Origin of the sequence: Arcticibacter pallidicorallinus (assembly GCF_003002875.1) — a bacterium.
GTDB classification, from domain to species: Bacteria; Bacteroidota; Bacteroidia; order Sphingobacteriales; family Sphingobacteriaceae; genus Arcticibacter; species Arcticibacter pallidicorallinus.
In genome coordinates this window covers 179,704-204,744 of sequence record NZ_PVTH01000002.1, presented here as the reverse complement: position 1 = coordinate 204,744, position 25,041 = coordinate 179,704, and the positions used below count along the sequence as shown (strand labels likewise).

Sequence of the window (25,041 nt, the reverse complement as noted above, 5' to 3'; positions counted from 1 at the left end):
ATGATTTGCACCTATTAACTATTTGGAGCTTAAGCTATCGGGAAGAACGGTGACTTCTCCATTGATTTTTACATTATCAAACTTTAGATTTTCAACGTAGTCAACCTTAAAAGGAATTTGGACACCGTTGATTGTGCAATTGACCATTCTCAGATTTTCGACAGGCGACTCTTTGTAGGCGTTTACCAGCAATCCGTAGGTGCCACCTTTTTCTACGTGCATGTTTTCCACCCAGACATTGCGGATAGTAGGTATAAAGTCTCCCGGAGCCTCGTAGAACATATTACATCTTACGGCAGCTTCGCGGTAGGTACCCACTTTGATATCTTTCATAAAGATATTTTCAATGACACCACCGCGACTTGAGCTGGTTTTTATGCGGAGAACCCTGTCCAGATCAGGACTGTCCATAACACAATTGACAGCGAAGATATTACGTGCGCCACCGGATATCTCACTTCCAATTACCACTCCACCGTGACCTTCTTTCATTTCGCAGCCTTCGATGATGTGGTTTTCTGCCGGCTTGTTGATGGAACGTCCATCCTCATCTCTTCCCGATTTAATAGCGATACAATCATCACCAGTGTCGAAGAAACAGTCTTTAATCAATACATTCTTACATGATTCGGGATCTGCACCGTCGTTATTTGGTCCGTGAGATATGATCTTAACGCGTTCAATGGTCACGTTCTCACACAACACCGGATTAAGGTTCCACATGGGTGAGTTGATCATCTTGATGTCCGAAATCAGGATGTTATTGCATTTGTAGGGTTGGATGAAATTTGGTCTCAGGTAATGACCCTTTCCGAAAATACGGGTTTTAGGGTCGGTCTTTTGATGGTTTAGTGCATGAAGCGAATCGCGAGCGGGACCCTGGTGTCCCTTACTTTCATCCCATCCATGCTCCTTTTTTCCCTTCCAATACCACCAGTTGTCGTCATCAGCATTTCCGTCTAAGGTGCCGTTTCCGGTGATAGCGATGTTTTCTTCGCCATAGGCATAGATGAACGGAGAATAGTTCATCAATTCCATACCTTCCCAGCGGGTAAACACAATCGGATAGTGTTCGGGGTCTCTGCTGAACAATATGGTTGTGCTGTCTGCCAGGTGCAGGTTGACATTGCTTTTTAAAGTAATCGCTCCTGTAAGGAACTTGCCATACGGTACGATCACCCGGCCACCTCCGTTTTTATTACAATCTTCGATTGCTCTGCGGAATGCCTCTGTATTTAGTGTCACTCCATCTCCCACAGCACCGTAAGCAGTAATATCATAGTCTTTATCTTTAAAAACAGGAGCTTTGATCAGGGCTCTGATACGCTCCATTTCTTTCAGGGGCTGTTCTGTAGAAGTCCAGACTGTTTTCTCACGTGTTGCGCATGCCGAAATAAATAGCAGCATCCCAATTGCCAGCACTAAGCCTGATAGTCTTTTCGTGTTCATTGTGTATGTGTTAAAAATTAGGTGATTTTCAGTACGAAAGAGGATGCAGTTTCATATTTCCCTCCCTGGCAAGCGGCGAAAAGATAGGCCGGTTTATCCTTTACGAATAACAGCTGAGGGCGCTCAAGTCGCCCATATCGCTTAAGGTGCGCAGGAGCCGGGGGTAATTCCACATAGTCTTTAAGCGCTTTGTAAGCGATCTCGGGACGATTCCAATGTACGCCATCTGAAGAATCGAGATATAACCCGACCTCATGGTTGAAAACGCCCATATCTCTCGCGAGCATCTTAAACTTGCCTTTATCCATCCAGACGAAGGCGTCTTCAAACTGATTGTTGTTACCGGTCGAGGAGAAGTCGACAATTGGATTATAGAGGTATCTCTTGTAGGGCCCCTCAAGCCGGTCGGATACAGCCAGGCCATATTTCCGATTTCCGCGAATCGAAGGATCTTTGGAATTATAATAGTCGTTGGAGTTCCAGGATTTGTAATAAAGCATGTACTGTCCGTTGGGATGCTTGACGAAAGCAGGGTTGGTTGTACAATGGTCATCCCATGCTCCCGCTTCTCCCGGCTGCAGTAAAGGCTCATCGGGACGAGTCCAGGGTCCGTACAACGATTTCGATGTGGCGAGACCGATGCGTTTGGTGTCGGTCTTCCCATTGGAGTTACCCATGTAAAAGAGGCAGTAAAGGCCGTCGATGAATTGAATATGAGGATTATGACAAGTGGTAGCGTCCCAGAAGCCAGGCCCTCTCGGTGGCAGAACAGTACCAATCACCTTGAATTCTGCCTCTGGATGATCAGCTACAGCATGTGCAATTTCACAACCGTTTAGCCATCCACCCATTTTTTTCGCTGATGACCAGCGCGAAAAGAAGAGGTGGACTTTATTATCCGGACCGAGGATAGGGCTATTACACCAGACATAATATCCTTCCAGTTCCAGGCAGCGCCCCACGGGCTTCAACTTATAGGGGAAGCCTCCGTTTGAAAGTTCTGAAAGCCAATTGGATTTTACACTTCCCGGCAAAGCGGCAAGGGCCGATAAAATCGACATCTGATATAAAAAAGAACTTCTTTTCATAGAAAACAGGAATTGGATGCTACTTTATGAATTGGTGATCCTTTCAATGGGTCAAATAAAAGTGTGATTCTATTTGGTACCTTCATGAGTGTTAGGTAAAAATGGTTATAGCCGAAATTGTTAGGTTTTCAGCTGAAGTATCTAAAATACTCCCTTTTTACACAATACCTGTCCTGTAGCGTCCTGTTTCATTCCTATACCAGCATTTGAAACAGGTTTGTTACCAGAGAAGGGCTAAAACAATGGCGCCCTATAGAAGTTATCCGTAGATAAACACCGTCAGGCTCCTTGGCCCATGTGCGCCAAGTACCAACGATTGTTCAATATCAGCAGTCTTCGAGGGGCCGGCTATAAAAGCTCCGAAGCCCGTATTACTATTACCAAGGATTTCGTAAGCCTCGTGCATATTAGCAATAAGATCCTTTCTGTTGACTACCAGTGCGAGGTGCTGGCAAATAAAAGGGACAACTCTTTGTATCATGTTTGCCTCCGGAACCCATAGTGATCCGTTCTCGGCAACCCCCAGCTGTGCCTTTAGCACTGCAAGTTCAATATTTTCAAGAAGGTGCGGATTTACATCAGCTATGTCGGTCTCGGCAATATCATTAAGCTCCGGGAATGAAGATACTATTCTGGCAGGAGGAATAAATTGCTGAACGATTACTTCTCTTATCTGGTCAAAGTTGTTTACTTCGAATATCCTGCCGCCGATCGTCACGACAGTCGTTTTAAACTTCTCCTCGATTGCCTCCGCTGAGACGGGTTCGGCTAGGGGGACTTCCAATGCGGGCAGTGGAAGGAGATCTGGCTGATTCGCTTTTAGCGCAGTTAAAATTTTGTTTTTGCTTGACATCCTGTTGTTCAGTAATCTTATGCTTTCTTTCTGTTTTTTGAATACCATTCGCGGAAAGACTCTTTTGGCGGTTCGGGCATCTCTCTTTCCTTATACCATGGGTTGAATTTATTGCTGACGAGAGCCGGAAAATTCTTCATGAACCACCGGCCTGATTTACCGGCAACTTCGAAAACAGATGGGTTCGCAAAGGTATAAGCCATTGCCTTCATACCAGCTGCTTTAGCGGAATTCACATGCCCTTCCTTGACCAATACCTGCCGCCACTTATATAGCTGATCATGGATATCGATCTTTACAGGACAGACATTGGAGCATGATCCGCAAAGGGTTGATGCAAACGGAAGATCTGCGTGATCTTTCATATCCAGATTAGGAGCAAGTATAGCTCCTATTGGTCCGGCTATTGTTGTATGGTAGCTATGACCTCCGCTTCTGCGGTACACAGGACATGTGTTCATACATGATCCACAACGGATACATTTAAGAGAGTTGCGAAAGTCAGCTCGCCCCAGTTGACGACTTCTACCGTTGTCTACCAATACAATATGCATCTCCTGCCCTTCACGAGGCTTCATAAAATGGCTGGAGTAGGTTGTGATAGGCTGTCCCGTTGCACTTCTGGTAAGCAGGCGCAGAAATACGCTCAGGTGTTTACGTTCGGGGATAATTTTCTCGATCCCCATACAGGCGATATGAACGTCAGACAAATGGGCTCCCATATCCGCGTTACCTTCGTTCGTACAAACAACAAATTCACCTGTCTCCGCAACCGCAAAATTGACACCCGTTAGTGCTACCTTCCTGGTAAGGAAAGTGTCCCGAAGATGCTGGCGAGCTGCCTCAGTCAAGACCTGGGGATCTGCCTCCCCTGCGGCCGTTCCAAGATGCTCATGAAAGAGGTCTCCAATTTCTTCTTTCTTCTTATGGATACAGGGTAATACAATGTGACTGGGTGGTTCTTCAGCGAGTTGAACAATACGCTCTCCCAGATCGGAGTCAATTACCTCAATCCCGTTTTTGGCAAGAAAGTCATTCAGGTGGCATTCTTCTGTCAGCATGGACTTACTCTTAACCATACGGTCGGCCTGATGCCTCTTCATGATGGAGAGAACAATTTCGTTATGTTCCTTTGCATCGGCAGCCCAGTGCACCTGAACACCGTTTCTCAAGGCATTGGCCTCGAACTGCTCCAGATAAGCACTCAGATTTGAAAGTACGTTGTTTTTAATTTGAGAACCGGTTTCGCGTAGCCATTCCCACTCCGGAATGGAGTGAACAGCCCGGTCTCTCTTTTGCCTGATAAACCAAAGTGTTTCATCATGCCAGTCCACTCTGGCCTCATCTTTATTAAACTCTTCAGATAACGCTGCGTGATCTCTCATATTCCGTTTAAAATCTCTGCGATGTGCACAACTTTAACATTACTTTTCTGCCTGCGCAGAATACCCTCCATATGCATCAAACAAGAGAGATCTGCGCCAGTGATATATTCTGCACCATGCTTGATATGGTCGGCAACGCGGTCCTTACCCATTTTAGCTGACACGGCTTCTTCTGCCACACAGAACGTTCCGCCAAAACCACAACACTCATCCTGTCTGTCGAGCTCTACCAGCTCCAGTCCACTAACCATACTCAGCAGCTTACCCGGTTTTGAGAACGGGGGGGCCACAAGCTCTGTCATCTGTGAAAGGTGAAGTCCGCGTAATCCATGGCAACTTTGATGCAGGCCTACCTTATACGGGAAGTTGGCTTCAAGGTTTTCTACCTTCAGGACATCCGTTAAAAATTCGACCAGCTCATAGACCTTCGCCCTCAGCGCTTTTGACTCACCAGGTTGCTTTTTTGAATGAAGGTGATCCTTGATATGAAGTGCGCAGCTTCCGGAGGGAACGACCACATATTCAAAGTCGGCAAATATTTCAGTAAACAGCTCGTCACACCCTCCCGTAAGATGGGAGAAACCAGAATTGGCCATAGGTTGGCCGCAGCAGGTTTGCTTTTTGGGGTAGACGACGTCAACTCCCAGTTTTTCCAACAGCTGCAACGTGGCGATGCCGGCATTAGGATAAAACTGATCTACATAACAAGGTATAAATAACCCAACGGTCATAGTGCTAATTCTGAAGCTGAATAAAATTTTAAGTCAATGATGTTCGTCGGCAATGCCTGACTGTTCCAGTGTTTATGAATGGCCAGAGCTGCTCCGATAGACGTAGCCTGAGCAACAGATGCCGCAAACACCTCCATATCCGGAAAAGCAGAAGCCAGCAGTTGCATATAAATAGGATTCTTACTGAATCCTCCATCGACGAAGATACGTTTAACATCTGTATTTTTCAGCACAAGCATGCTTACCTGTGTCTGCAATCTGACAAGGTCGATTATCAACTGATGATAGGCCTCTTCCGCAGAAAGGAATCCGGATAAATCTCTTAATTCAAAACCCGAAGCGACTAAATCTCCGGACTGTGTTGTTGTATTTACAGCTCCGTGCTTCTGCCGTAAATGACTGATAACATCAGCATTATACCTGAGGTGCTTATAAAAGTCGATCTGTTCGTTGAAGTGATCTGCAATTCTTTTTGCCTGGTGACCGTGTTCACTGCCTGCAAAGAGGCGGGAAGCTTTTACAGGTCTGCCCTTATAACTAATGTATGAGAGACAATCTTTCTTTAGCTCCATTTCCGATAGCGGGGAATCGTTAAACGGATTGAGGCTCACACACCATGTACCTGTTGATAGCAGCATGAAAGGCTCATGAAAGCTTGTGAGAAAAGGTATAAGAGCCGAAGAGCTATCGTGTAACCCTATTCCGGCTACGCAGGGTTTCCCTTTCAGATCTACTTCAAAAGCAGCATCTGAGGGGTAAATAGGGGCAAGCTTTTCTTCTATCCCTTCTTCACGAACCCAGCGATGATAAGCGTTTTTTTGAAAATCCCACAAGCCTGTATGACATCCTATACTGGTAATATCGGTATAAAGCTTTCCTGATATAAGGTAGCTAAGATATTGCGGAAAATGCAGAGAAACTTTTACCTGCTGAAAGATTTCAGGCTGTTCATACTTAAGCCTGTATAGCTGCATTCCCGAGTTTAAGTTGCCCAGGATTGGAGATGCAGTCTCTTTGGAAAATTGAAGTCCATCTCCGTACGTATCGTTAAACTGTTTCTGAAGATGCTCCGGATAGGGCTTAAGGTAATTATAAATGGGTGTAAGAGGATTTCCTTCTTCGTCAAGATGCACAAAGGTGGCACCATAAGCTGAGAAATTAATTCCCTTTATCTCATATCGTTCAAGAGCGGTGATCTCCGCTATCGTATTTTTAATCCAGGTTGTGAGCAAATGAATGTCCTCGCATGGATCACCGTCTTCGTCAACTGTTTCGTTAAACTGAGCTGTACGTTCGAGAACGATCTTGTATTGCTCATCAAAAAAGAAAATCTTCTTGTTGGTTTTACCAACGTCAAAAACGGCTATTACAGGAATCGGCATTGTTATAAATTAAAAAGTTCATAAATAAGCAAAGAGCTAAGAGCATTGCCCTTAGCTCTATACAGAAACTATTTCATTATAAGCCGGTCGCGACTGTTTTATATCCTCTCTCTCCGATGAGCTTCTCTCTTACCTGAAGTTCTCTGAATAATCCTACCGGATTTAATGCAGCGTTGGCACGAAGTCTGGCTTCTGCAACGAGCGGGCGAACATCCGTACGGAAAGCATTTTGTAAGATTTCCTGGCAACGCACTACATCATTTTGCAGACGCGCTTCTTCTAAGCCCTGCTTGTCAACCAACAATGCCTGAGCATAAGCCATCATGATCGCCTCCACTGATTGTAGCAAGTCTTCCAAAGGATCCTTTACATTGTGAGAAGCATCGATCATCCAGCCAAGTCCGCTTGCATGATCCATTCCCTTAGCATCCATTCCGGCTACTAGCTCATTGAAAATGAGGAACAGCTGGTATGGCTTTACGCTGCCTGCGGTAAGATCATCATCACCGTATTTGGAATCGTTGAAGTGGAATCCGCCCAGTTTGCCTTCCATTAATAGCAATGATACAATCTGCTCGATGTTTGCGTTTGGCAAATGGTGTCCAAGATCCACAAGTGTATAAGCTTTAGGGCCCAGTTTATTTGCGTAAAGCAAAGACTGTCCCCAATCTCCAACTGTAGTTGAGTAGAAGTTTGGTTCGAAGGCCTTGTATTCAACAAAGACTTTCCAGTCTTCAGGCAATGCTGCATAAATTTCCTGAAGGCTTTCTAGTGTATTTTCAAATGCCCGGCGGAAATTAAGCTGACCTGGAAAAGAAGATCCATCGGCTAGCCATACCGTCAGCGAGTCTGAACCTAAAGCTACACCCTGTTTGATTACCTCGATGTTGTGATCAACAGCCTGCTTGCGCACTGCTTTGTCGACATGCTGCATAGAGCCAAATTTATAGCTTTGTTCCTGACCTGGCTGATCCTGGAAGGTATTTGAGTTCATCGCATCGAAGCGCAAACCGTATTGTGCAGCCAGAGCTTTGATGTCTTGTATGTTCTGGGGGATATCCCAGGGAATATGAAGAGAGATAGCACCGCTGGATTGATTTAGTTGATGAAGCAGGCCAATATCACCCATCTTTTCTTCCAGACTGCGTGGCTCCCCGCCTCCTGAGAACCGACCGAAACGTGTTCCTCCGGTACCAAGTGCCCAGCTTGGGATAGCAATCTGAAACTTCATCAGTTTCTGCACGATATCCTCTGTACCCTGAATATCCTGAGTTAAAAATTCAAACTTCCTTTGATGCGATTGAGCTAATTTACTGTTGTGTTCCTCAATCTGATACCTCTCAATTTTCATATACTATGGTTTTAAATAGAGCTTCAGCAAACATTCACATGAATGAACCAACTGAAGCTCCTGATTTGGTTTCTATCTCACAAATGCCATCGCCACACCACCATCAACGTTCAATACGTTGCCGGTAGACTTATCCATCAAACCACCTACCAGAACAAAACACGCGTTAGCGATGTCTTCAGGAAGGATGATCTTGTTGAGTAAGGTACGCTTGGCATAATAGGCAGGCAACTCAGGCACCGTGATGCCATATGCTTTTGCACGACCTTCAGCCCATCCGCTTTCCCAGATCTTACTGTCGGAAATTACAGCATCTGGATTAACAACGTTAACACGGATACCGTCACCACCCAGTTCAGCAGCATTCAATCTGCTTAAATGTAACTGAGCAGCTTTCGCTGATCCATAACCAGCATTATTTGGTCCTGAAACAAGCGCATTTTTACTGACAATATTCAAAACGTCACCACCAAGAGCCTGCTTACGCATAACCTCTATACCTTTTTGGGTAACGAGGAACTGACCCTTAACCAGTACGTCATATAAAATATCCCAGTCTTTTTCTGTATGATCCTGAACTGGCTTAGAAATGGACAAACCTGCACAATTCACAATGATATCAACACCGCCGAACGCCAGTGCCGCTTCATCATATGCATTCGCTATTTTAGCCGAATCGGTCACATCCAGTAACACGGCAGCAAACGCGTCTTTGCCATACTGAGCGTTAAATTCAGATCTGGCAGATTCCAGACGACCCGAATCATTGTCATTAATAACGACAACTCCACCCTCATCTATAAAGCGCTTTGCAATTGCCTTACCTATACCACCTGCACTGCCTGTAATCAATGCGATACGACCTGATAAAGGTTTTGGCTTAGGCATACGAGAAAGCTTGGCTTCCTCTAATAACCAATATTCAATATCGAATGCCTCCTGACGTGGCAAAGAGGTATATTCAGATACCGCTTCAGCCCCCTTCATTACATTGATGGCATTGGTGTAAAATTCTGCAGCTACGCGTGCTGTCTGTTTGTCTTTTGAAAACGTAAACATTCCAACACCCGGATACAAAATAACGACAGGGTTGGAATCACGTATAGCGGGGCTATTCGCGTGTTTACAAGTTTCATAGTATTCCTTGTACATCTGGCGATATGCCTCAAATGCGGGAGTTAACTTCTCTTTCAGTTCGGCAACATTGGATAAGTCTGCGTTGGCATCCAATTCCAGTACTAGAGGACTGATCTTCGTGCGAAGGAAGTGGTCAGGGCAGCTTGTTCCAAGTGGCGCCAACCTGTCCAGATCGTTGGAGTTAATAAACTCTAAAACGCGGGCGTCGTCGGTAAAATGACCTACCATGTGGCGTTCGCTGGAGCAGAAGCCTCTTAATATTGGAGCGATTGCGGATGCTTGTTTTTTGCGAGCTTCGGGGGCAATGCTCTCTATCTTTTGACCACCAAATACCGGGCCCTTTTTTCCATAATTCTGCTCTAAATACTCCGCGGAAGCTTCAATTACTTCCAGACTGTTAACGTAGCATTCATACGCTGTATCGCCCCAGGTAAACAAGCCATGAGAACCCAGCATAATACCTCTGATTCCCGGGTTTTCCGCAAGGCAACGCTTTAACTGAAGACCCAGATCAAAGCCCGGTCTCTGCCAGTCAACCCAGCCGATAGTCCCTTTAAAAAGTTCTTCAGTTATTTTCTTTCCATCTTTTGCCGCTGCAATAGCAATCGCAGCATCAGGATGTAAGTGATCAATATGTTTGAACGGAAGGAAGCCGTGCAATGGCGTGTCGATTGACGGAGCTTTCGATTTCAGGTCATATATACAATGGTTGAAGAGCTCAACCATTTCATCTTCTTGCTCGATTCCCTTGTAAACGTTTTCGAGATTTCTCAAACGGTCCACATAAAGGCCGGCTAATCCGCTGCGAGTTAAAGTTCCGATATCTCCTCCTGAGCCTTTAATCCACATTACTTCGGTATCAGCACCTGTTAATGGATCTTTTTCAATTGTTTTACAAGATGTATTTCCACCGCCGTAGTTGGTTAGGCGCAAGTCCGCTCCAAGCAGGTTGGACCGGTAAATTAATAAAGCTACCTCATCACCTTCCAGCTTTGCGGCAGCAGTATTATCCCATAGATAGTTAACGTGTTTGAAATCTGTTACGATAGACATATGTTTGATTTGTTTTATTTCAGTGAGTTCCCGTATCCAACGACCAATACGGATACCACAATAGTTACAATCCCCATAATTATTGTAGTATATGTTTTACGGCTTACACCCTTCCATTCATTTAGTATTATACCCCAAACGTTTGCGATTAAGATGATGAAAGCCATGTGCAGTATCCAGGAACTTGGTCCGTTCCCCAGTCTGCTTTCCCCCATTCCATAGAAGAAAAACTGGAGGAACCATGTTATACCTGCAAGTGCAGAAAAGGCAATATTTTTAAGTATAGGGGTGTTTGAATCCGTGTAGTTCTTGAAGGTCTTGTTTTTGAAGTTGAGGATCATACACCAGATGAAATTGGTGGTTAATCCACCCCATAACACAACCACATAGGTTACGTTATTCTGAAATAAGAACTCTCCTCCACCCGGATTGGCGGCTTTCCAGATTGCATTCGCCTGCTCTGCCATTGGCTTTCCGGCCTCAAGACCGAAGTTGAAACAGGCACTAAGTACACCGGAGATAATAGATACTACCAGTCCGAGTCCTATCTTAAACTCGTTACTACTGGAGTTTTTCGTTTCCTGATCCTGCTCTTTCTCTTTCATGACCCCTGCCTTTCCACAAAGGACAATTCCCGCTGTACAGATCAAAAGACCCAGCAATACCATTTGTCCCCAGGTGTTGCTGATCAACATGGTAAACGTATCCTTCCCTTCAGCAGGAAAAAAGTCAAAGTAAATGGAAGGAAGTATTGATCCAAAGACCATACTGATTCCTAATATAATGGAGCTACCAAGCGAAACGCCCAAATATCTTACACCAAGACCATAGGTCAGTCCCCCGATTCCCCAGAGTGTGCCAAACAAATAGGTCAACCATAAGATTCCACCGTCAGTTGCACTGATGATATCGGTATAGTTAGGAATGGTCAAATAGGCAGCTAAAGGCGGCACGATGAGCCAGGAAAAGATCCCTCCAACTATCCAGTAACTTTCCCAGGCCCACCCCTTAACCTTCTTGTAGGGAATATAGAAGCTGCCCGAAGCAAACCCTCCAATAAAATGAAAAATGACTCCAAATAATGCTGACATTTATTTATGCTTAATAATTAGTTTGGCTAAAAATAAATAAGAGAGCATTAATATCCGTCATGCACTGTCATGCCGGCGAAGGCGGTACCTGTTACTTGATTTCCTCTTTCACACTACCGCAAGTCATCATCTCGTCTCCATAATAAGGGTTACGGATCGACTTCTCATTCGCAAGCCAGTAGCCCCCTTGGTCGCCATTGGCCATTGGGCAGTATTGCTTATAAACGCTTCCGCCTGAAATCTTAGCTGCCTTCAGTATCGCTTCCATTTCAGCGCTCAATGCGTTAAAGGGCTCTCTCTGAGCTTTCAAAGACGAAGCGCTAGCAATCTTAGCCGCCAAATCAGCCGCCTTCTTGTTGGAACTCTCAATCAAGGACGACTGCAAGGCACCAGCCGCAATCCCTGCATTCTTCTCATCTGACTCAACAAGCGCATCTTTAAGAGTAATGTAGTCCGCATAAACCTGACCCACTTTCTCGTCCTCAAATGAAGCTGCAGAGCTCTCTGCTGCTTCGGTATGCTGCACTTCATCTGTTTCAGAGCTTGCATGTTTCTTATCACCTGAAGAACAGGATACTAGTCCCATAAAAGATATAAATCCTAACGATAAAACTGCGTTTTTAAAATACTTCGATTTCATTGTAACTATTTTATATGATAAATAAATTGTTTGATTTAGTGATGATCCAAGGCTATGGGGTTCTTACCCTTTTTAAGGATAAACTCACTTGTTAATAAGTACGCCCCTGTCGTAACTACTTCGTTATCTGTGTCCAATCCTGAAAGGATGATAACCTGCGAGGCATCTTCAGTACCTGTGGTCACCTTTCTTGGCTCAAAGGTAGCCTTTCCTGTCTTAATCCAAACATGCGAGCCACCCTCCTCGCGAATGACCGCGTCTAAAGGAACGGAAACACCTTCCATATCTTTTGAGTCGGATAATAGAACGGTTGCATGCATACCGGGCTGTAAATTGCCTCGATTCCTGATCGTGCCCCTTATCTTTACGAGCTGACTGGCCGGATCGACCTGCGGCGCTATGAAATCAACCTTCACAGACTCGGCGCCGGCAGTAACTCCATCGACTGATACCATCATGACCATCCCTGTTTTTAAGGATCTAACTTCATTGGGATATACGTCTGCTTCAATCCATAGCTCTGAAAGGTTTTCCAGCTTGATAACAGGAGTACCCTCGCTCACATACTGTCCTTCCACTATATTAATCTCGTTGATGATTCCTGATTGTGTAGCATTAACGGTAACCAGTGCAGAGGTCTTCGCTTGATTTAGCAAATTACGTAGCTGGGCCTGGGAATAACCGAACAGTTTAAGTCTGTTGCCGGCGGCGTCAAAAAGAGTTCGGTAGATCTTCTCATCAGGAAACGCAGCCATTTGCCTGGCTTGCAGCAGGTAGTCCTGTTGCAAAGTCTCCATCTCCTCGCTGTATATCTGAAAAAGGGGTTGGCCTTTACTCACGGGTCGACCCGTTTCCTTAACGAAAAGCTTTTCTACACGTCCCGCATAGCGGGATGAAATCGATTCCGCCAAATCCGCATTTGCAATAATACGTCCGTTTAATACCTTGGAAGTTTTAAATCGATCAGTTCTAATATGCTTGGTATGAATATTTGCAAGCTGTATCTGACTGGCACTTAACATGATTTCGTTACCCTCCCCCGAAGCAGACACTGGTACAAGATCCATTGCACAGACCGGACATGTACCTGGCTCCGCACTAACCACCTGCGGATGCATGGGACATGTATACGTCGTAGTTGAACCGCCTGATTCGCTCTTTGTTTTATCTGAACTGCAAGCAGATAAAGCCACTACAGCAACCACTAGTATATAATACATCAGATTCTTCATCATCTTACTTTTTATCTATTCCTAACCTGTACAAAACTCTCACTGTCCATGAGGAACCAGGCATTAAGGGCAACTTTTCTATTTCCTATACTCTCGCCAATATCCACCCAGCCGCCCGCGTAGCCTTGGACCTTTACCTCTACCGGCACAAAGACATCATCTTCTTTAACAAAAGAAACAGAACGCCCACCCAGTCCTAAAACCGCAGTGCGCGGTAGCCAGACACCATCCTTTTTCACTTCCTCTTTGCTCACTTGAACCAACTCTCCGATTCTCCAATTTTTCCGTGAGTTTTGCAGAATAGCTCTCACCAGGGGGTAGCTTTCGCCGGATGAATAAAAGGGTCGAACGATGCTTACGGAAGCGTCGGCAGACTTCTCTTCTTCATTAGCTGAGGTTATGGAAATTTTAGCCCCTCTTTTGAAAATTTCAAGCTGTTCTGGCTGTACATAAAATTCAGCCCAAACCTCATTGGAGTTGATAACTTTGAACAAAGTCTGCCCTTGCGAAATATACTGCCCTTCTCTCAACTGCAGTGGAGACGACTCCGGAAGGGCTGGTAATTCAGGAGCTGGCGCCGCAGATGAACCCATACCATCCATCCCATCCGACGACCCGGTGGCGGACGGCGAGGAGGTGATCACCGTACTTCCCGAAGCGTTGCTCATTCCTGGGTTGCTGGAAAGATTCTCAACTATATATCCGGATATCGTACTGTATACACTGAACGTGTAACTTACCTTACCGGTGTTAAGCAAATGGCTTATTTGTTGGTTAGTAACTCCCAGTAACAACAGCTTTCTCTTTGCCATTTCAGCGAGTTCCTGCTCATGATTTTCATGAAGGAACAAAAGCTCCTGCTGTGCGTTCACAATATCCGGACTGTATATATCCATGAGCTTTTGCCCTTTGGAAATCGGCTGGTAATTGTATTTAACGTAAAGACGCTCGATTCTACCGCTCACCCTGGCAGACTGGCTGCTTACGTTATTCTCATTGTAGCCTATTCTACCTTGTGCAGAAACGTTGGCAAAGCGGCTTCCTTTCTGTGGCTTAATGGTTTCCATACTGGCAATTACCACTTCGTCCGTAGGTTTTACGAGATGAGAGAGACTATCATGTACCGCATCGTGATCCATCATGGTCTGCTCATGATTCTTTTTTCCGCCAACTCCGCCGCAGCCAAAGAGACTGAATAACACCAGTAAAGCAACAGCTATCCTACTATCTTTCAATATTCTTCTCATAGTCAACAATCATTTTGTAAAACAGCTGCATTTGCTCTATATACGTCATCTGTGCCATATTTATCGCTTCCCATCCGTCGATTACCGTATTTAAGTCTCCTTTATTTTCCTGGTAAGACAACATGGAAACCTGAAGATTTTTCCTTAATGCCGGCAATATTTTCTCCTTATAGTTTCTAAGCTGTCTTTCCATATTCATCAGGCTATTCTCCATACCCTTCGTCATACCGAACATCTCCGTAAGCATTGACTCCCGCTCTTTTTTCATAGCTTCCTGTTCAAAACTCATCGCTTTAACCTCGGATTTGTACATACCTGAAGACCATGGAGCAATCGGAATGGAGAGCATGCCCATCATGGAATACTGATTGGGCATCATCTGCGATCGAGGCAACATATGTTCAAAACGAATTCTGAAATCAGGTTTAGCCTCCTTCCTCATTTGGTTGATATTATACTCCATTGCCAGGATGGATCGGTCCATTTGCTTGAGGTCGCTTCTGTTGCCAGACAAATAGGCGGTGTCCAGGTTAGCCAGGGGCTTAAACCTTATCTCTAAGGTCGTATCAATTTGAAAGTCAGTCTGGAGAGGTCTATTCATCAGTGCATTGAGTGCAGTTTTGTTTGACTGAATCTCAGCTTCTGTCATCAATAACATATTCTCCGTTTCGTACAAGCGACCTTCTGCTTTAAAAACTTGTCCTAATGCACCCTGATTATAAGGATATCGAATCTCAGCGAGTTTCTTCATGTTCTGCATAATCATGTTATTTTCGGACTGATACCCCAATTTCTTATGCAACACAACTATACCATAGTAAAGATCCCTGGCTCTGGCTTTAAGCTGATTGAGGCGCATGTCCTGCTCTGCAAGATTAATAGCAGATTGAGAAGCGAAGTACTTTTTTTTCGCTCTTATCTTCGAAGGATTGGGGATCTCTTGCTCTGCCGAAAACATCCAGGAGCCCTTTTCTGAGTCGGTCATAAGTTCTGCCCCTGGATAAGGAGTCATAAAGGTGCCGGCTCCAACCATCGGTGCCATCCAGGCTCCTGCCCCCTCAACTTTTGCTTCACTGCTTTTAATCCTACTGTCGAGGGCCCGAATAGCAGGATTATTCTGAGAAACCTCCTGTAGCACCTGATCGATCGTCAGAATTTCTTGCCCGACCACCAGGGCAGGCGTGACAAACAGCCAGGCGAAAAACACAATTTTAATGCTGTACATCGTATACCTCCAGCTTTCCAAATTTCTTTAATTCATATTCTTTAGTCATCAAAAAGATGAGCGGCGTAACCAGTAAAATGTGTGTGGACGACGTGAGCACCCCTCCAATCATTGGCAAAACGATGGGTTGCATCATATCACTACCAACTCCGGTAGACCATAAGACGGGAATAAGACCGAACAGGGCCACACAAACCGTCATGATCTTTGGCCTCAACCGCTTGGCCGCTCCGTGAATCACATACTCTCTCAAATCTTCCTTGGTAATCGTTTCACTGGAATTGCCTTTCAAGGCTACTAACTGACGCATAGCATCATTGAGATATATCACCATTACCACACCCGTCTCCACAGCTATTCCGAAAAGAGCGATAAAGCCTACAGCCACGGCGACTGATAGATTAACCCCCCAGAAGAAAACAAGGTATGCACCTCCAATCAATGCAAATGGTATGGTTACGAGGCTCAAAAACGCCTCACGAATCGATCTGAAAGCCAGATATAGGGACACCAGGATAATTACCAGTACTATCGGCACAATATAAATGAGTGTCTGCTGTCCTCTCATCAGATTTTCGTACTGTCCGCTCCACTCGATAAAGTAACCATCAGGCAGTTTCAGCTCATTGTTCAGCTTATCAACGGCCTCCTGAACCGTAGCTCCCAGATCCCTGTCTCGTACATTGAACATGACGGCTCCCCGCAGTATCGCATTATCAGATGTAATCATAGGAGGACCGTCAACGAACCGAATGTCTGCTACTGCCGATAGCGGTATGGTTCCGGCATCGGGAGAATTCAACGGGATCCGTTTCAGTCGGTCGATGCTGTTACGATATTCCTGACCGAGCCTCAGATGGATACCAAATCTGCGCCGCCCTTCGATGGTGTTAGCAAAGGGCGCTCCCCCAATCGTAGTTTCAACAAGTGCATTGACATCATCAACAGTTAATCCATACCGTGCAAGTTGATCACGTTTAACATCGATCTCCAGGTATTTTCCACCCGTAACAGGCTCGACATATAGGTCCTTCACACCCTCCACATGCTGAAGCAAAGTCTGCACCTCCCGTGAAACTGATGCAATCTTGTTTAAGTCCTGGCCATGAACTTTCACGCCGACGTCGGTCCGTATGCCTGTTGAGAGCATATTTATACGATTGATGATCGGTTGCGTCCAGCCATTTACAACACCGGGGATCTGAAGCTTCGAGTCAAGCTCATTAATAATATCTTGCTTCGTTATTCCTTCACGCCATTCATTTTTCGGCTTTAGAGATATTATCGTTTCGATCATCGACATCGGTGAATTGTCGGTTGCTGTGTTCGCTCTTCCCGCCTTCCCCAGTACTTTATCTACTTCGGGAACAGACTTGATAATTTTATCCTGTACCTGAAGAATTCGTTTCGCCTCGGCGTTCGACACATCGGGTAGAGTAACTGGCATAAATAAGATAGATTGCTCATCCAGAGGGGGCATAAATTCACGTCCCAAACTCATCAACAGTGGAATACTTACAAGCAAAGCCAGGATATTCACTCCTATCGTCGTTTTTCGATGACGCATACAGGCCCTAATTAACGGCTCATAAATCTTCTCTAACCTCCGGTTGATGGGGTTTTCATTCTCTGAGCGAAATCTTCCTTTCAGGAAAAAGGATATAAGTACAGGGGCAAGCGTAACAACCAGTAAAGCATCAATCACCAGAATAAACGTCTTCGTATATGCCAGCGGATGAAACAATTTACCCTCTTGCCCGGTTAGTAGAAACACCGGTAAAAAAGACGTTATGATGATCACAGTTGAGTAAAACACGCCCCTGGAAACCTGCTTGCAAGCCCTCTCAATGATAGTCAATCTCTCCTCATCAGATAGGCGTACGTAGTCTGCCTTTGCCTTCTTCTTTCTGAAATATTTACTTATTTTACTCCACATGTGTATCTCCTTTCTTCCTTAACTCACCAAGTTCTGCTTGCCGAACGGCAAGATGCTTATAAGCATTCTCCGACATAATTATCCCATTATCAACGATCACCCCGATCGCCAGGGCAATACCGGTAAGTGACATGATGTTAGACGAGATATCGAACGCATTCAGAATAATAAAGCTCGCAGCGATGGTTATGGGAATCTGTATTACAATACTTACAGCACTGCGCCAATGAAAGAGAAAAACGATTACAATAATCGTTACCACAATCATTTCCTCGATGAGCGTAGTGGTAATTGAAGAGATCGATTCTTCTATAAGCTCACCCCGATCATATACAATATTGAACTTCACTCCTTCCGGCAAACCCTTTGATACTTCGATCATCTTAGCTTTCACGTTCTTTATCACCTCGTCAGCATTCTCTCCATATCGCAGCACCACTATACCTCCTACGGCTTCTCCCTCTCCGTTATAATCAAAGATTCCAAGCCTGCTTTCTCCGGACATCTGAACTGTAGCTACATCTCTGATCCTCACAGGAATAGAATTCTGGGTCTTCACCGCAAGGCTTCCAATCTCCTCCATCGATTTCAGATATCCCGTCGTCTTGATGATATAGCCTACGTCGCTCATCTCAAATTTTCTCCCCCCGGCTTCATTGTTATTAGCGTTTACAGTACGCATCACGTCTTGAACGGACAGTTTATAATAACTGAGCTTATTTGGATCTATCGTAATTTGATATTGCTTCTGAAAACCACCAAATGAGGCGATCTCACTCACGCCTGCGACATTTTGCAAGGCAAATTTAATATACCAGTCCTGGACAGCACGCTGTTCGCCGAGATCCATTCCTGGAGCATCAAGCGTATACCACAAAATGTGGCCTACTCCCGTCCCATCCGGTCCCATTGCAGGCACCACCCCCTCAGGAAGTGAATTTCCTATTGAACTGAGCCGCTCGAGCACGCGGGTACGAGCCCAGTAAACGTCAACATCGTCATCGAATATGACATAAACAAAGCTCATTCCGAACATGGAGTTCGCACGAACGTACTTTACCCTTGGCAAACCCTGAAGGTTGGTAACCAAGGGATATGTTACCTGATCTTCTATTATTTGAGGGCTTCTGCCCATCCACTCGGTAAGTACAATTACCTGATTTTCGGATAGGTCCGGTATTGCGTCAATCTTACTGGTTTTTACAGAATAAATGCCGTAAGCGAATACTCCTGCAGCGAATAGCAGTACCAGAAACCTATTTCGCATCGAGAATGCGATTAGCTTTTCTACCATGAATTAAATATTGTATTAATGATCGTTGATCTGCGATATCGCAGACGTCATGCATCAGGTGAGATCCACCTGGGAAAGAAGGGAAGAAATTCTATATCCGGAAACTACAAACTCGCAAGTAGGTAGCTGCACTTGCCGTGCGGGGAGGTGAATTCGAAAGCGGATATGACTCAGTTACCCGAGAATAAGAGGGTATGTTATAGAATGAAGATCCTGGTCTTAGCTCGGTTGCAGGGATCGCAAAGTGAAAATAGTTTTCGGCAGCTTTTTGAACTTTGTCAACCTTTGCCTCTTTACTCTGATGTTTGCAGCAATCATTATCAGAGTCTGTTCCCATCCCACACTTATTACATTTGGAGGAGTCTTCAGTCTTTGTCGAGGATAAGCCCCACTCGACCAGTTGTCCCATGCAATAATGAAAGTGCACAGTAGCGCCCGATGAAACACCGAGGTAAAATACTGCTAATATGGTCACTAAGAACTTTTTCATTATTGTCCAGCAAAGATATAGAATTTTTGAGCGCTGCAGTTATATAATTATCGGTTCGATTTACATTTTAAGCGGCTGCTATCTCCTATAGAACCTGCGTTTCAAGCTGTTTATACTCAAAAGCGAGTTAATACTTTAATTTATTACTTTTGGGGAACCAACGTATGTTTTGCGAATGAATGATGCAACCCTTTTACATGCCATTATTGACAATGCGATCGATGGGATCATAACGATTGACAGAAGAGGACTGATAGAATCCATTAATCCTTCCGCATGTAAGCTATTTGGCTTTTCTCCCCACGAAGTAATTGGCAGAAACATCTCCATGCTGATGCCCGAGCCTGATCACTCCCGTCACGATCAATACCTCCAACGGTATCAGGCAACCGGAGAGCGGCACATAATAGGGATAGGAAGGGAAGTTCGGGGTCTCAAGAAGGACGGAAGTCAATTTCCCTTCAGGCTGGCTGTTAGTGAAGTTATCCTTACTGATAGAACCATTTACGCTGGATTCATCAATGACCTGACCAGAGAAAAGGAAGCCGAAGACCGGATTAAAAACCATGCGGCCCAGCTTGAGGAGCTGGTCGAAGAGCGAACAGCCTCTTTGCGCAAAACCGTCCAAGCCCTTCAGGAAGCAAAGGAAGAAGTGAGCCTGTCGCTGGAAAAAGAGAAAGAACTCAATCAGTTGAAAAGCAGATTCGTTTCAATGGCATCACACGAGTTCCGCACACCTTTGAGCTCTGTACAGCTTTCTGCTTCCTTAATCGAAAAATATTCGGCCCAGGAGGATTCAGCAAACATTTCAAAACATGTAAACAAGATCAAGAATGCCGTTGGAAATCTCACGACGATTCTAAACGACTTTTTATCTTTGGAGCGATTGGAAGCAGGGCGAGTAGAACCTACCTTTACCCGCTTTGATCTGGTGAAGCTTGCGGAAGAGATAACCGAAGAGATGCAGTTAATTACCAAACAGAATCAAAACATCATCTATGAGCACACCGGCCTAAGCAGTATCGTTGTTTTGGATCAGAACCTGCTAAAAAATTGCATAATCAACTTGATCGCCAATGCCATAAAATACTCCGGCGAGAATACATTTATTGAATTCAATTCAGAAGTTACTGAAAGTCAATACATAATTACTATCAGTGATAACGGGATAGGTATACCGGAAGCCGATCAGAAACACTTATTTCAACCCTTTTTCCGCGCCCACAATACAGGTAATATTCCGGGTACCGGCCTCGGACTAAATATCGTCAGGCGATATGCCGGGCTGATGAACGGTTACGTTCAATTTGAAAGCATTATTAATAAAGGAACAAAATTCACCATATCTTTTTCTTCAAACGATGAAAAAAACGTCCATTCTAATTATTGAGGATAACGATGATATCCGCGAGAGTACCACGGAAATACTTGAACTCGCAAACTATCAGGTATTCCACGCTGACAATGGCAAAACAGGCGTTGAACTAGCTATTAAGCATCTTCCAGACATTATTCTATGTGACATCATGATGCCTGAACTGGATGGCTACGGCGTATTGTTCATGCTGGGCAAAACACCAGAAACTTCAGCCATTCCTTTTATTTTCCTTACAGCTAAAGCTGAGCGTGTAGACATGCGTAAAGGAATGGAGATGGGAGCAGACGATTACCTGACTAAGCCTTTTGATGACGTCGAACTGTTAAATGCTATTGAAAGTCGTCTGCAGAAAAAGGAAAAGCAGGAGGCATTCTACAATAAATCGCTCGAGAAGATTGATAGCCTTGTGAATCGTGGCGACGGACTTGCAGAACTGCAAAAACTGGTAGCCGACAGAAAAATAAGAACCATAAAAAAGAAGCAGATTATATTTTACGAAGGCGATAGTCCTAACGGCTTATACCTCTTGCTGAGTGGCAAAGTGAAAACCTATAAGATCAGCAACGACGACCGGGAATTACTCACATCCTTGTACGGACCAGATGAATACATCGGTGTAAACGCCCTGCTATCAAATGACATTTACCACGAAACTGCCGAAGCAGTTGAAGATTCTTCCATCTGCATGCTTCCAAAAGAAATGGTAGATCAGCTTGTTAATCATTATCCAGAGGTAGGAAAAGCGTTTATCAAAATAATAGCCAACAATCTGAAAGAGAAGGAAGACCAGCTTTTACAGCTTGCTTACCATTCGGTCAGAAAACGAATGTCTCAGGTTCTGCTTCGCCTGGCAGGAAATGATCCTGAAAACGCCGTTCTGAGAATCTCCAGAGACGATCTCGCATCTATGGCCGGAATGGCTACCGAAACGGTAAGCCGAACGTTAAGCGACTTTAAAACGGAAGGGCTGATCGAAAAGAAAGGTAGCCAGATAATCATTTTAAATGCAAAAAAACTGACAAATATGAAAAACTGATCAATATCACGTTTTCGTCTGACTCAACTCATGCGAGGGGCAAACTCGCCTGCTTATCTTTGAAAATACATTATCTATTTAAAAATGAGAGCAGTAGCCTACAGTATTCGTTCCTTCGAAAAGGAACCTTTGGCAATAGCCAATCGAAAAAAGCACGAAATTACTCTGATATCAAACGGGCTGTGCTTAGAGACAGCGGAATATGCTACTGGTAAACAAGCAGTTATCATATCAGATAGAGACCAAATAACTCCAGAGGTCATAAGTCGCCTGGCTCAACTTGGTGTGAAATTTATCGCGGTTCGCTCATCTGAAATTCATCAGGTTGACAAACAGGCTACCAGCCAACATAATATGAAACTTGCCGTTGTATCTCCATTTGTTAAAAAGGATGGTTCAACGTCAAGTTTGAACGCCTATTACACGCAATGCGCCAACGAGACCATTCAGAATCTCGACACATGGCAGAACGAAAGATGTGAAGGTGACAGTTGCTCCGTCGCTAAAGATTGTGGAAGTCATATTATCAGTAACGAACTGCGTACTCGCCTTAACGCCTAACTAATGAATCTCGAAGAGCTTATTGCCAAGTACCACGTACCGGCACCAAGATACACCAGTTATCCGACGGTTCCTTATTGGGACAGTACATTTAAAGGCGTGGACGCATGGAGGGATGCAGTCAGGTTTTCATACAACGAAAGCAATAGTAAAGACGGAATAAGCCTGTATGTACATCTGCCCTTCTGTGAGAGCCTCTGCACCTATTGTGGTTGCAACACAAGAATTACACGTAATCACAAAGTTGAAGAACCCTATATCCAGACCGTTCTGAAGGAATGGGATTTGTATAAATCGATATTCGAAGAAAAGCCGGTCATAAAAGAAATTCACCTTGGTGGGGGTACTCCTACTTTCTTTAGCCCTTCTAATCTCGAAACCCTGATAGAAGGTCTTCTCGCTAATGCCACAATTCATCCTGAAGCAGAGTTCTCATTTGAAGCACACCCAGCGAATACAACCGAAGATCATCTTATTTCACTATACAAGTTAGGATTTAGAAGATTGAGCTTGGGAATTCAAGACTTTGACCCTCTTGTCCAGCTGATAATCAACAGAATGCAATCTTATGAAGAGGTTAAGGCTGTAACGGATAAGGCTAGGGAAATTGGCTATACCTCTATCAACTTCGATCTCATATATGGGTTGCCAGTGCAGACCTTAGAGGGTCTGGAGAAGACCATATCCCAAACGCTGAGTCTTAATCCAGATAGAATTGCTTTCTATAGCTATGCACACGTTCCATGGATAAAACCCGGACAAAGACGATACACAGAAAAAGATCTGCCGTCTATTGAACTCAAGCAAAAATTGTATGAGCTCGGTCGCGAAATGCTAACCCAAGGCGGATATGTAGAGATAGGTATGGACCACTTTGCGCTTACCGGCGACTCGCTTTATAAAGCTCAGATTGAAGGCAGCCTTCACCGCAATTTCATGGGATACACTCATCAGTACACCCAATTAATGATCGGCCTTGGAGTATCTTCGATTAGCGATACAGGATACGCTTTTGCGCAAAATGAGAAAAAAGTTGAAGATTATACTGCCCGCGTCGAGCAAGGAATAATTCCTGTCTTCAAAGGTCATCATCTAACACCGGATGATCGGCTCTTCAAAAGCCACATTCTTAACATTATGTGCAAGGGGAAGACCAACTGGGAGGACTCCACCCTACAAAACGGAGCTTTTCAATCCGGCCTGGACAGACTGCAAGTATTGGAGGCGGATAATCTGATAATCCTCGAGCCGTACAAGCTTACCGTACTTCCAAACGGACAAAGGTTTCTGCGCAATATATGTATGGCCTTAGACGCCAGACTTTGGGCCAACCAGCCGACCTCTGTCATGTTCAGTATGGCCGGCTAAATAATATTAGTTACAGACTTCTGTTTGGGGAGCGACTTTAGGACTGAGATAAGGAAGATCCAAAGACGCTCCCCTTAAAATGAACCAAAGCCCGAGGCATACCATCAGATAAGGTACTGCCTGATTAATTTTCCTTCTGAATATCGGCCCAACCATTCCAAATCCAAATGTAGCCACCAGCATCAGAGGTAACGTACCTAAACCAAATAAAGCCATATAATTCATTGCACCGACAGGACTTCCCACTGTCACGGCGCCTGCGAGTGCTAAGTACACAAATCCACAAGGCAATAAGCCATTCAACATTCCGGTAATGAGGTGATTGGCTTTATGCTTCAGAGCGTATGTAAAAGCACGGTTGAAAATCCCAATCCCATTCTCCGTACCAATAGAGGTTCGGAATTTAAGGATCCTTGACGCCCCCGCCACCAAAATCAACAAGCCGCTTACAACACTGACAAATTGCTGCAACCCGGACATCCACAGCTGCTGTCCTACAAACCCTATAAGTATACCCAGAAGACTGTACGAAATTATTCTTCCAAATTGATAAGAAAGCTTGTCGAAGAGCACCATCCACCACCCCGAATGCCTTGATGGAACTGCAAAAGCCAGCGGACCGCACATTCCCAGGCAATGAACACTCCCAAAGAAGCCTGTAAAAAACGCCAGATACCAGATACTCATCGCAGGTAAACTTTCTTTTTGTAGATATAAGAGCTGGTATCACTCTTCCAATCGAGCTCCAGATGCCAGTAACCACTAGTCAGCTCGTCCAACTTCAGCTTGACCACCTTTCCCGTATCACTGCTAATTTCAAACGCCTTATCGTAGTCACGGTTACTGGAATGCGCCAGCTTCGCGACACCTTTCGACGGCTTTTTAAACTGTATATCCAACTGTTTATCCAGCCCGATCGAGATTATAGGCTCAGCCCCATCCTTTTGTGTCTTCTGAACTTTCGCGTATTCAGCATCGTAGTTCAATCCCTTTTGGTAGTAATCTTTTTCCACGAGGTCATCCTTTTCACTAAAAATCATTCTCATACTCAAAACAATGATAAATGACATGAATAATCCCAGCGCGATAACCAATTTTGTTCCCCAGTTCATCT

22 protein-coding genes are annotated in these 25,041 nt (G+C 44.7%); 4 read left to right on the top strand and 18 right to left on the bottom strand.

Translation table 11 applies throughout. From position 1 onward, the window contains the following. Window positions 1–18 precede the first annotated feature (18 nt). The 16 genes from B0I27_RS03655 to B0I27_RS17375 all read right to left on the bottom strand — a co-directional run bounded on the left by B0I27_RS03655 (window position 19) and on the right by B0I27_RS17375 (window position 19,584). Window positions 19–1,449 carry a glycoside hydrolase family 28 protein gene (locus tag B0I27_RS03655; RefSeq protein WP_106291549.1) on the bottom strand — a complete coding sequence of 477 codons (1,431 nt, stop codon included), beginning with the start codon at window positions 1,447–1,449 and terminating at the stop codon, window positions 19–21. A gap of 17 nt (window positions 1,450–1,466) precedes the next feature. Continuing rightward, window positions 1,467–2,537, bottom strand: coding sequence for a glycoside hydrolase family protein (locus B0I27_RS03650; protein ID WP_106291547.1), 1,071 nt, complete (start codon window positions 2,535–2,537; stop codon window positions 1,467–1,469). A gap of 259 nt (window positions 2,538–2,796) precedes the next feature. Next, window positions 2,797–3,390: a LutC/YkgG family protein gene (locus tag B0I27_RS03645; RefSeq protein WP_106292086.1), complete on the bottom strand. Its 594-nt coding sequence runs from the start codon at window positions 3,388–3,390 to the stop codon at window positions 2,797–2,799. 17 nt (window positions 3,391–3,407) lie between these two features. Further along, the gene (locus B0I27_RS03640; RefSeq protein ID WP_106291545.1) at window positions 3,408–4,775 is read right to left on the bottom strand and encodes a lactate utilization protein B; all 1,368 of its coding nucleotides are present in this window, start codon (window positions 4,773–4,775) and stop codon (window positions 3,408–3,410) included. Beyond that, window positions 4,772–5,506: a (Fe-S)-binding protein gene (locus tag B0I27_RS03635; protein WP_106291543.1), complete on the bottom strand. Its 735-nt coding sequence runs from the start codon at window positions 5,504–5,506 to the stop codon at window positions 4,772–4,774. The genes B0I27_RS03640 and B0I27_RS03635 overlap by 4 nt, the downstream gene beginning before the upstream one ends. Next, complete coding sequence (locus tag B0I27_RS03630) at window positions 5,503–6,888, bottom strand: FGGY-family carbohydrate kinase (RefSeq protein WP_106291541.1); 1,386 nt, start codon at window positions 6,886–6,888, stop codon at window positions 5,503–5,505. The genes B0I27_RS03635 and B0I27_RS03630 overlap by 4 nt, the downstream gene beginning before the upstream one ends. Before the next feature lie 76 nt (window positions 6,889–6,964). Continuing rightward, window positions 6,965–8,239, bottom strand: a complete 1,275-nt coding sequence (locus B0I27_RS03625; protein WP_106291539.1) for a sugar isomerase — start codon at window positions 8,237–8,239, stop codon at window positions 6,965–6,967. Window positions 8,240–8,311: 72 nt separating this feature from the next. Continuing rightward, window positions 8,312–10,429: a bifunctional aldolase/short-chain dehydrogenase gene (locus B0I27_RS03620; RefSeq protein WP_106291537.1), complete on the bottom strand. Its 2,118-nt coding sequence runs from the start codon at window positions 10,427–10,429 to the stop codon at window positions 8,312–8,314. 14 nt (window positions 10,430–10,443) lie between these two features. Continuing rightward, window positions 10,444–11,520 carry an L-rhamnose/proton symporter RhaT gene (gene rhaT, locus B0I27_RS03615; RefSeq protein WP_106291535.1) on the bottom strand — a complete coding sequence of 359 codons (1,077 nt, stop codon included), beginning with the start codon at window positions 11,518–11,520 and terminating at the stop codon, window positions 10,444–10,446. Between the two features lie 91 nt (window positions 11,521–11,611). Beyond that, window positions 11,612–12,160, bottom strand: coding sequence for a DUF3347 domain-containing protein (locus tag B0I27_RS03610; RefSeq protein ID WP_106291533.1), 549 nt, complete (start codon window positions 12,158–12,160; stop codon window positions 11,612–11,614). A gap of 35 nt (window positions 12,161–12,195) precedes the next feature. Continuing rightward, the gene (locus B0I27_RS03605; protein ID WP_106291531.1) at window positions 12,196–13,395 is read right to left on the bottom strand and encodes an efflux RND transporter periplasmic adaptor subunit; all 1,200 of its coding nucleotides are present in this window, start codon (window positions 13,393–13,395) and stop codon (window positions 12,196–12,198) included. An 8-nt stretch (window positions 13,396–13,403) separates the two neighbouring features. Then, window positions 13,404–14,639: an efflux RND transporter periplasmic adaptor subunit gene (locus B0I27_RS03600; RefSeq protein ID WP_106291529.1), complete on the bottom strand. Its 1,236-nt coding sequence runs from the start codon at window positions 14,637–14,639 to the stop codon at window positions 13,404–13,406. Beyond that, a complete protein-coding gene (locus B0I27_RS03595) occupies window positions 14,617–15,864 on the bottom strand; it encodes a TolC family protein (RefSeq protein WP_245925425.1) in 1,248 nt (415 codons plus the stop codon). The genes B0I27_RS03600 and B0I27_RS03595 overlap by 23 nt, the downstream gene beginning before the upstream one ends. Beyond that, the gene (locus tag B0I27_RS17780) at window positions 15,851–17,800 is read right to left on the bottom strand and encodes an efflux RND transporter permease subunit (protein ID WP_106291527.1); all 1,950 of its coding nucleotides are present in this window, start codon (window positions 17,798–17,800) and stop codon (window positions 15,851–15,853) included. The genes B0I27_RS03595 and B0I27_RS17780 overlap by 14 nt, the downstream gene beginning before the upstream one ends. After that, entirely contained in the window at window positions 17,790–19,067 is a 1,278-nt protein-coding gene (locus tag B0I27_RS17775; protein WP_425428119.1) for an efflux RND transporter permease subunit, read from the bottom strand. Before B0I27_RS17775 ends, B0I27_RS17780 begins: the two co-directional genes overlap by 11 nt. Window positions 19,068–19,185: 118 nt before the next feature. Further along, window positions 19,186–19,584 carry an HYC_CC_PP family protein gene (locus B0I27_RS17375; protein ID WP_146133080.1) on the bottom strand — a complete coding sequence of 133 codons (399 nt, stop codon included), beginning with the start codon at window positions 19,582–19,584 and terminating at the stop codon, window positions 19,186–19,188. Window positions 19,585–19,759: 175 nt separating this feature from the next. Here B0I27_RS17375 and B0I27_RS03580 point away from each other — a divergent pair, with 175 nt between their 5' ends. From B0I27_RS03580 to hemN, 4 genes are all read left to right on the top strand, one after another. Beyond that, entirely contained in the window at window positions 19,760–20,974 is a 1,215-nt protein-coding gene (locus B0I27_RS03580) for a PAS domain-containing sensor histidine kinase (protein ID WP_106291523.1), read from the top strand. After that, complete coding sequence (locus B0I27_RS03575) at window positions 20,946–21,998, top strand: response regulator (protein ID WP_106291521.1); 1,053 nt, start codon at window positions 20,946–20,948, stop codon at window positions 21,996–21,998. The genes B0I27_RS03580 and B0I27_RS03575 overlap by 29 nt, the downstream gene beginning before the upstream one ends. An 84-nt stretch (window positions 21,999–22,082) precedes the next feature. Further along, on the top strand, window positions 22,083–22,559 hold the full coding sequence (locus B0I27_RS03570; protein ID WP_106291519.1) for a Rossmann-fold NAD(P)-binding domain-containing protein: 477 nt from the start codon (window positions 22,083–22,085) through the stop codon (window positions 22,557–22,559). Window positions 22,560–22,562: 3 nt separating this feature from the next. Then, complete coding sequence (gene hemN, locus B0I27_RS03565) at window positions 22,563–23,927, top strand: oxygen-independent coproporphyrinogen III oxidase (protein ID WP_106291517.1); 1,365 nt, start codon at window positions 22,563–22,565, stop codon at window positions 23,925–23,927. A gap of 6 nt (window positions 23,928–23,933) precedes the next feature. On the opposite strand, the gene B0I27_RS03560 is transcribed toward hemN, so the two are convergent. Both B0I27_RS03560 and B0I27_RS03555 read right to left on the bottom strand, forming a co-directional pair. Further along, the gene (locus B0I27_RS03560; RefSeq protein WP_106291515.1) at window positions 23,934–24,614 is read right to left on the bottom strand and encodes a sulfite exporter TauE/SafE family protein; all 681 of its coding nucleotides are present in this window, start codon (window positions 24,612–24,614) and stop codon (window positions 23,934–23,936) included. Further along, entirely contained in the window at window positions 24,611–25,039 is a 429-nt protein-coding gene (locus B0I27_RS03555) for a FixH family protein (protein WP_106291513.1), read from the bottom strand. Before B0I27_RS03555 ends, B0I27_RS03560 begins: the two co-directional genes overlap by 4 nt. Between the last annotated feature and the right edge of the window lie 2 nt (window positions 25,040–25,041).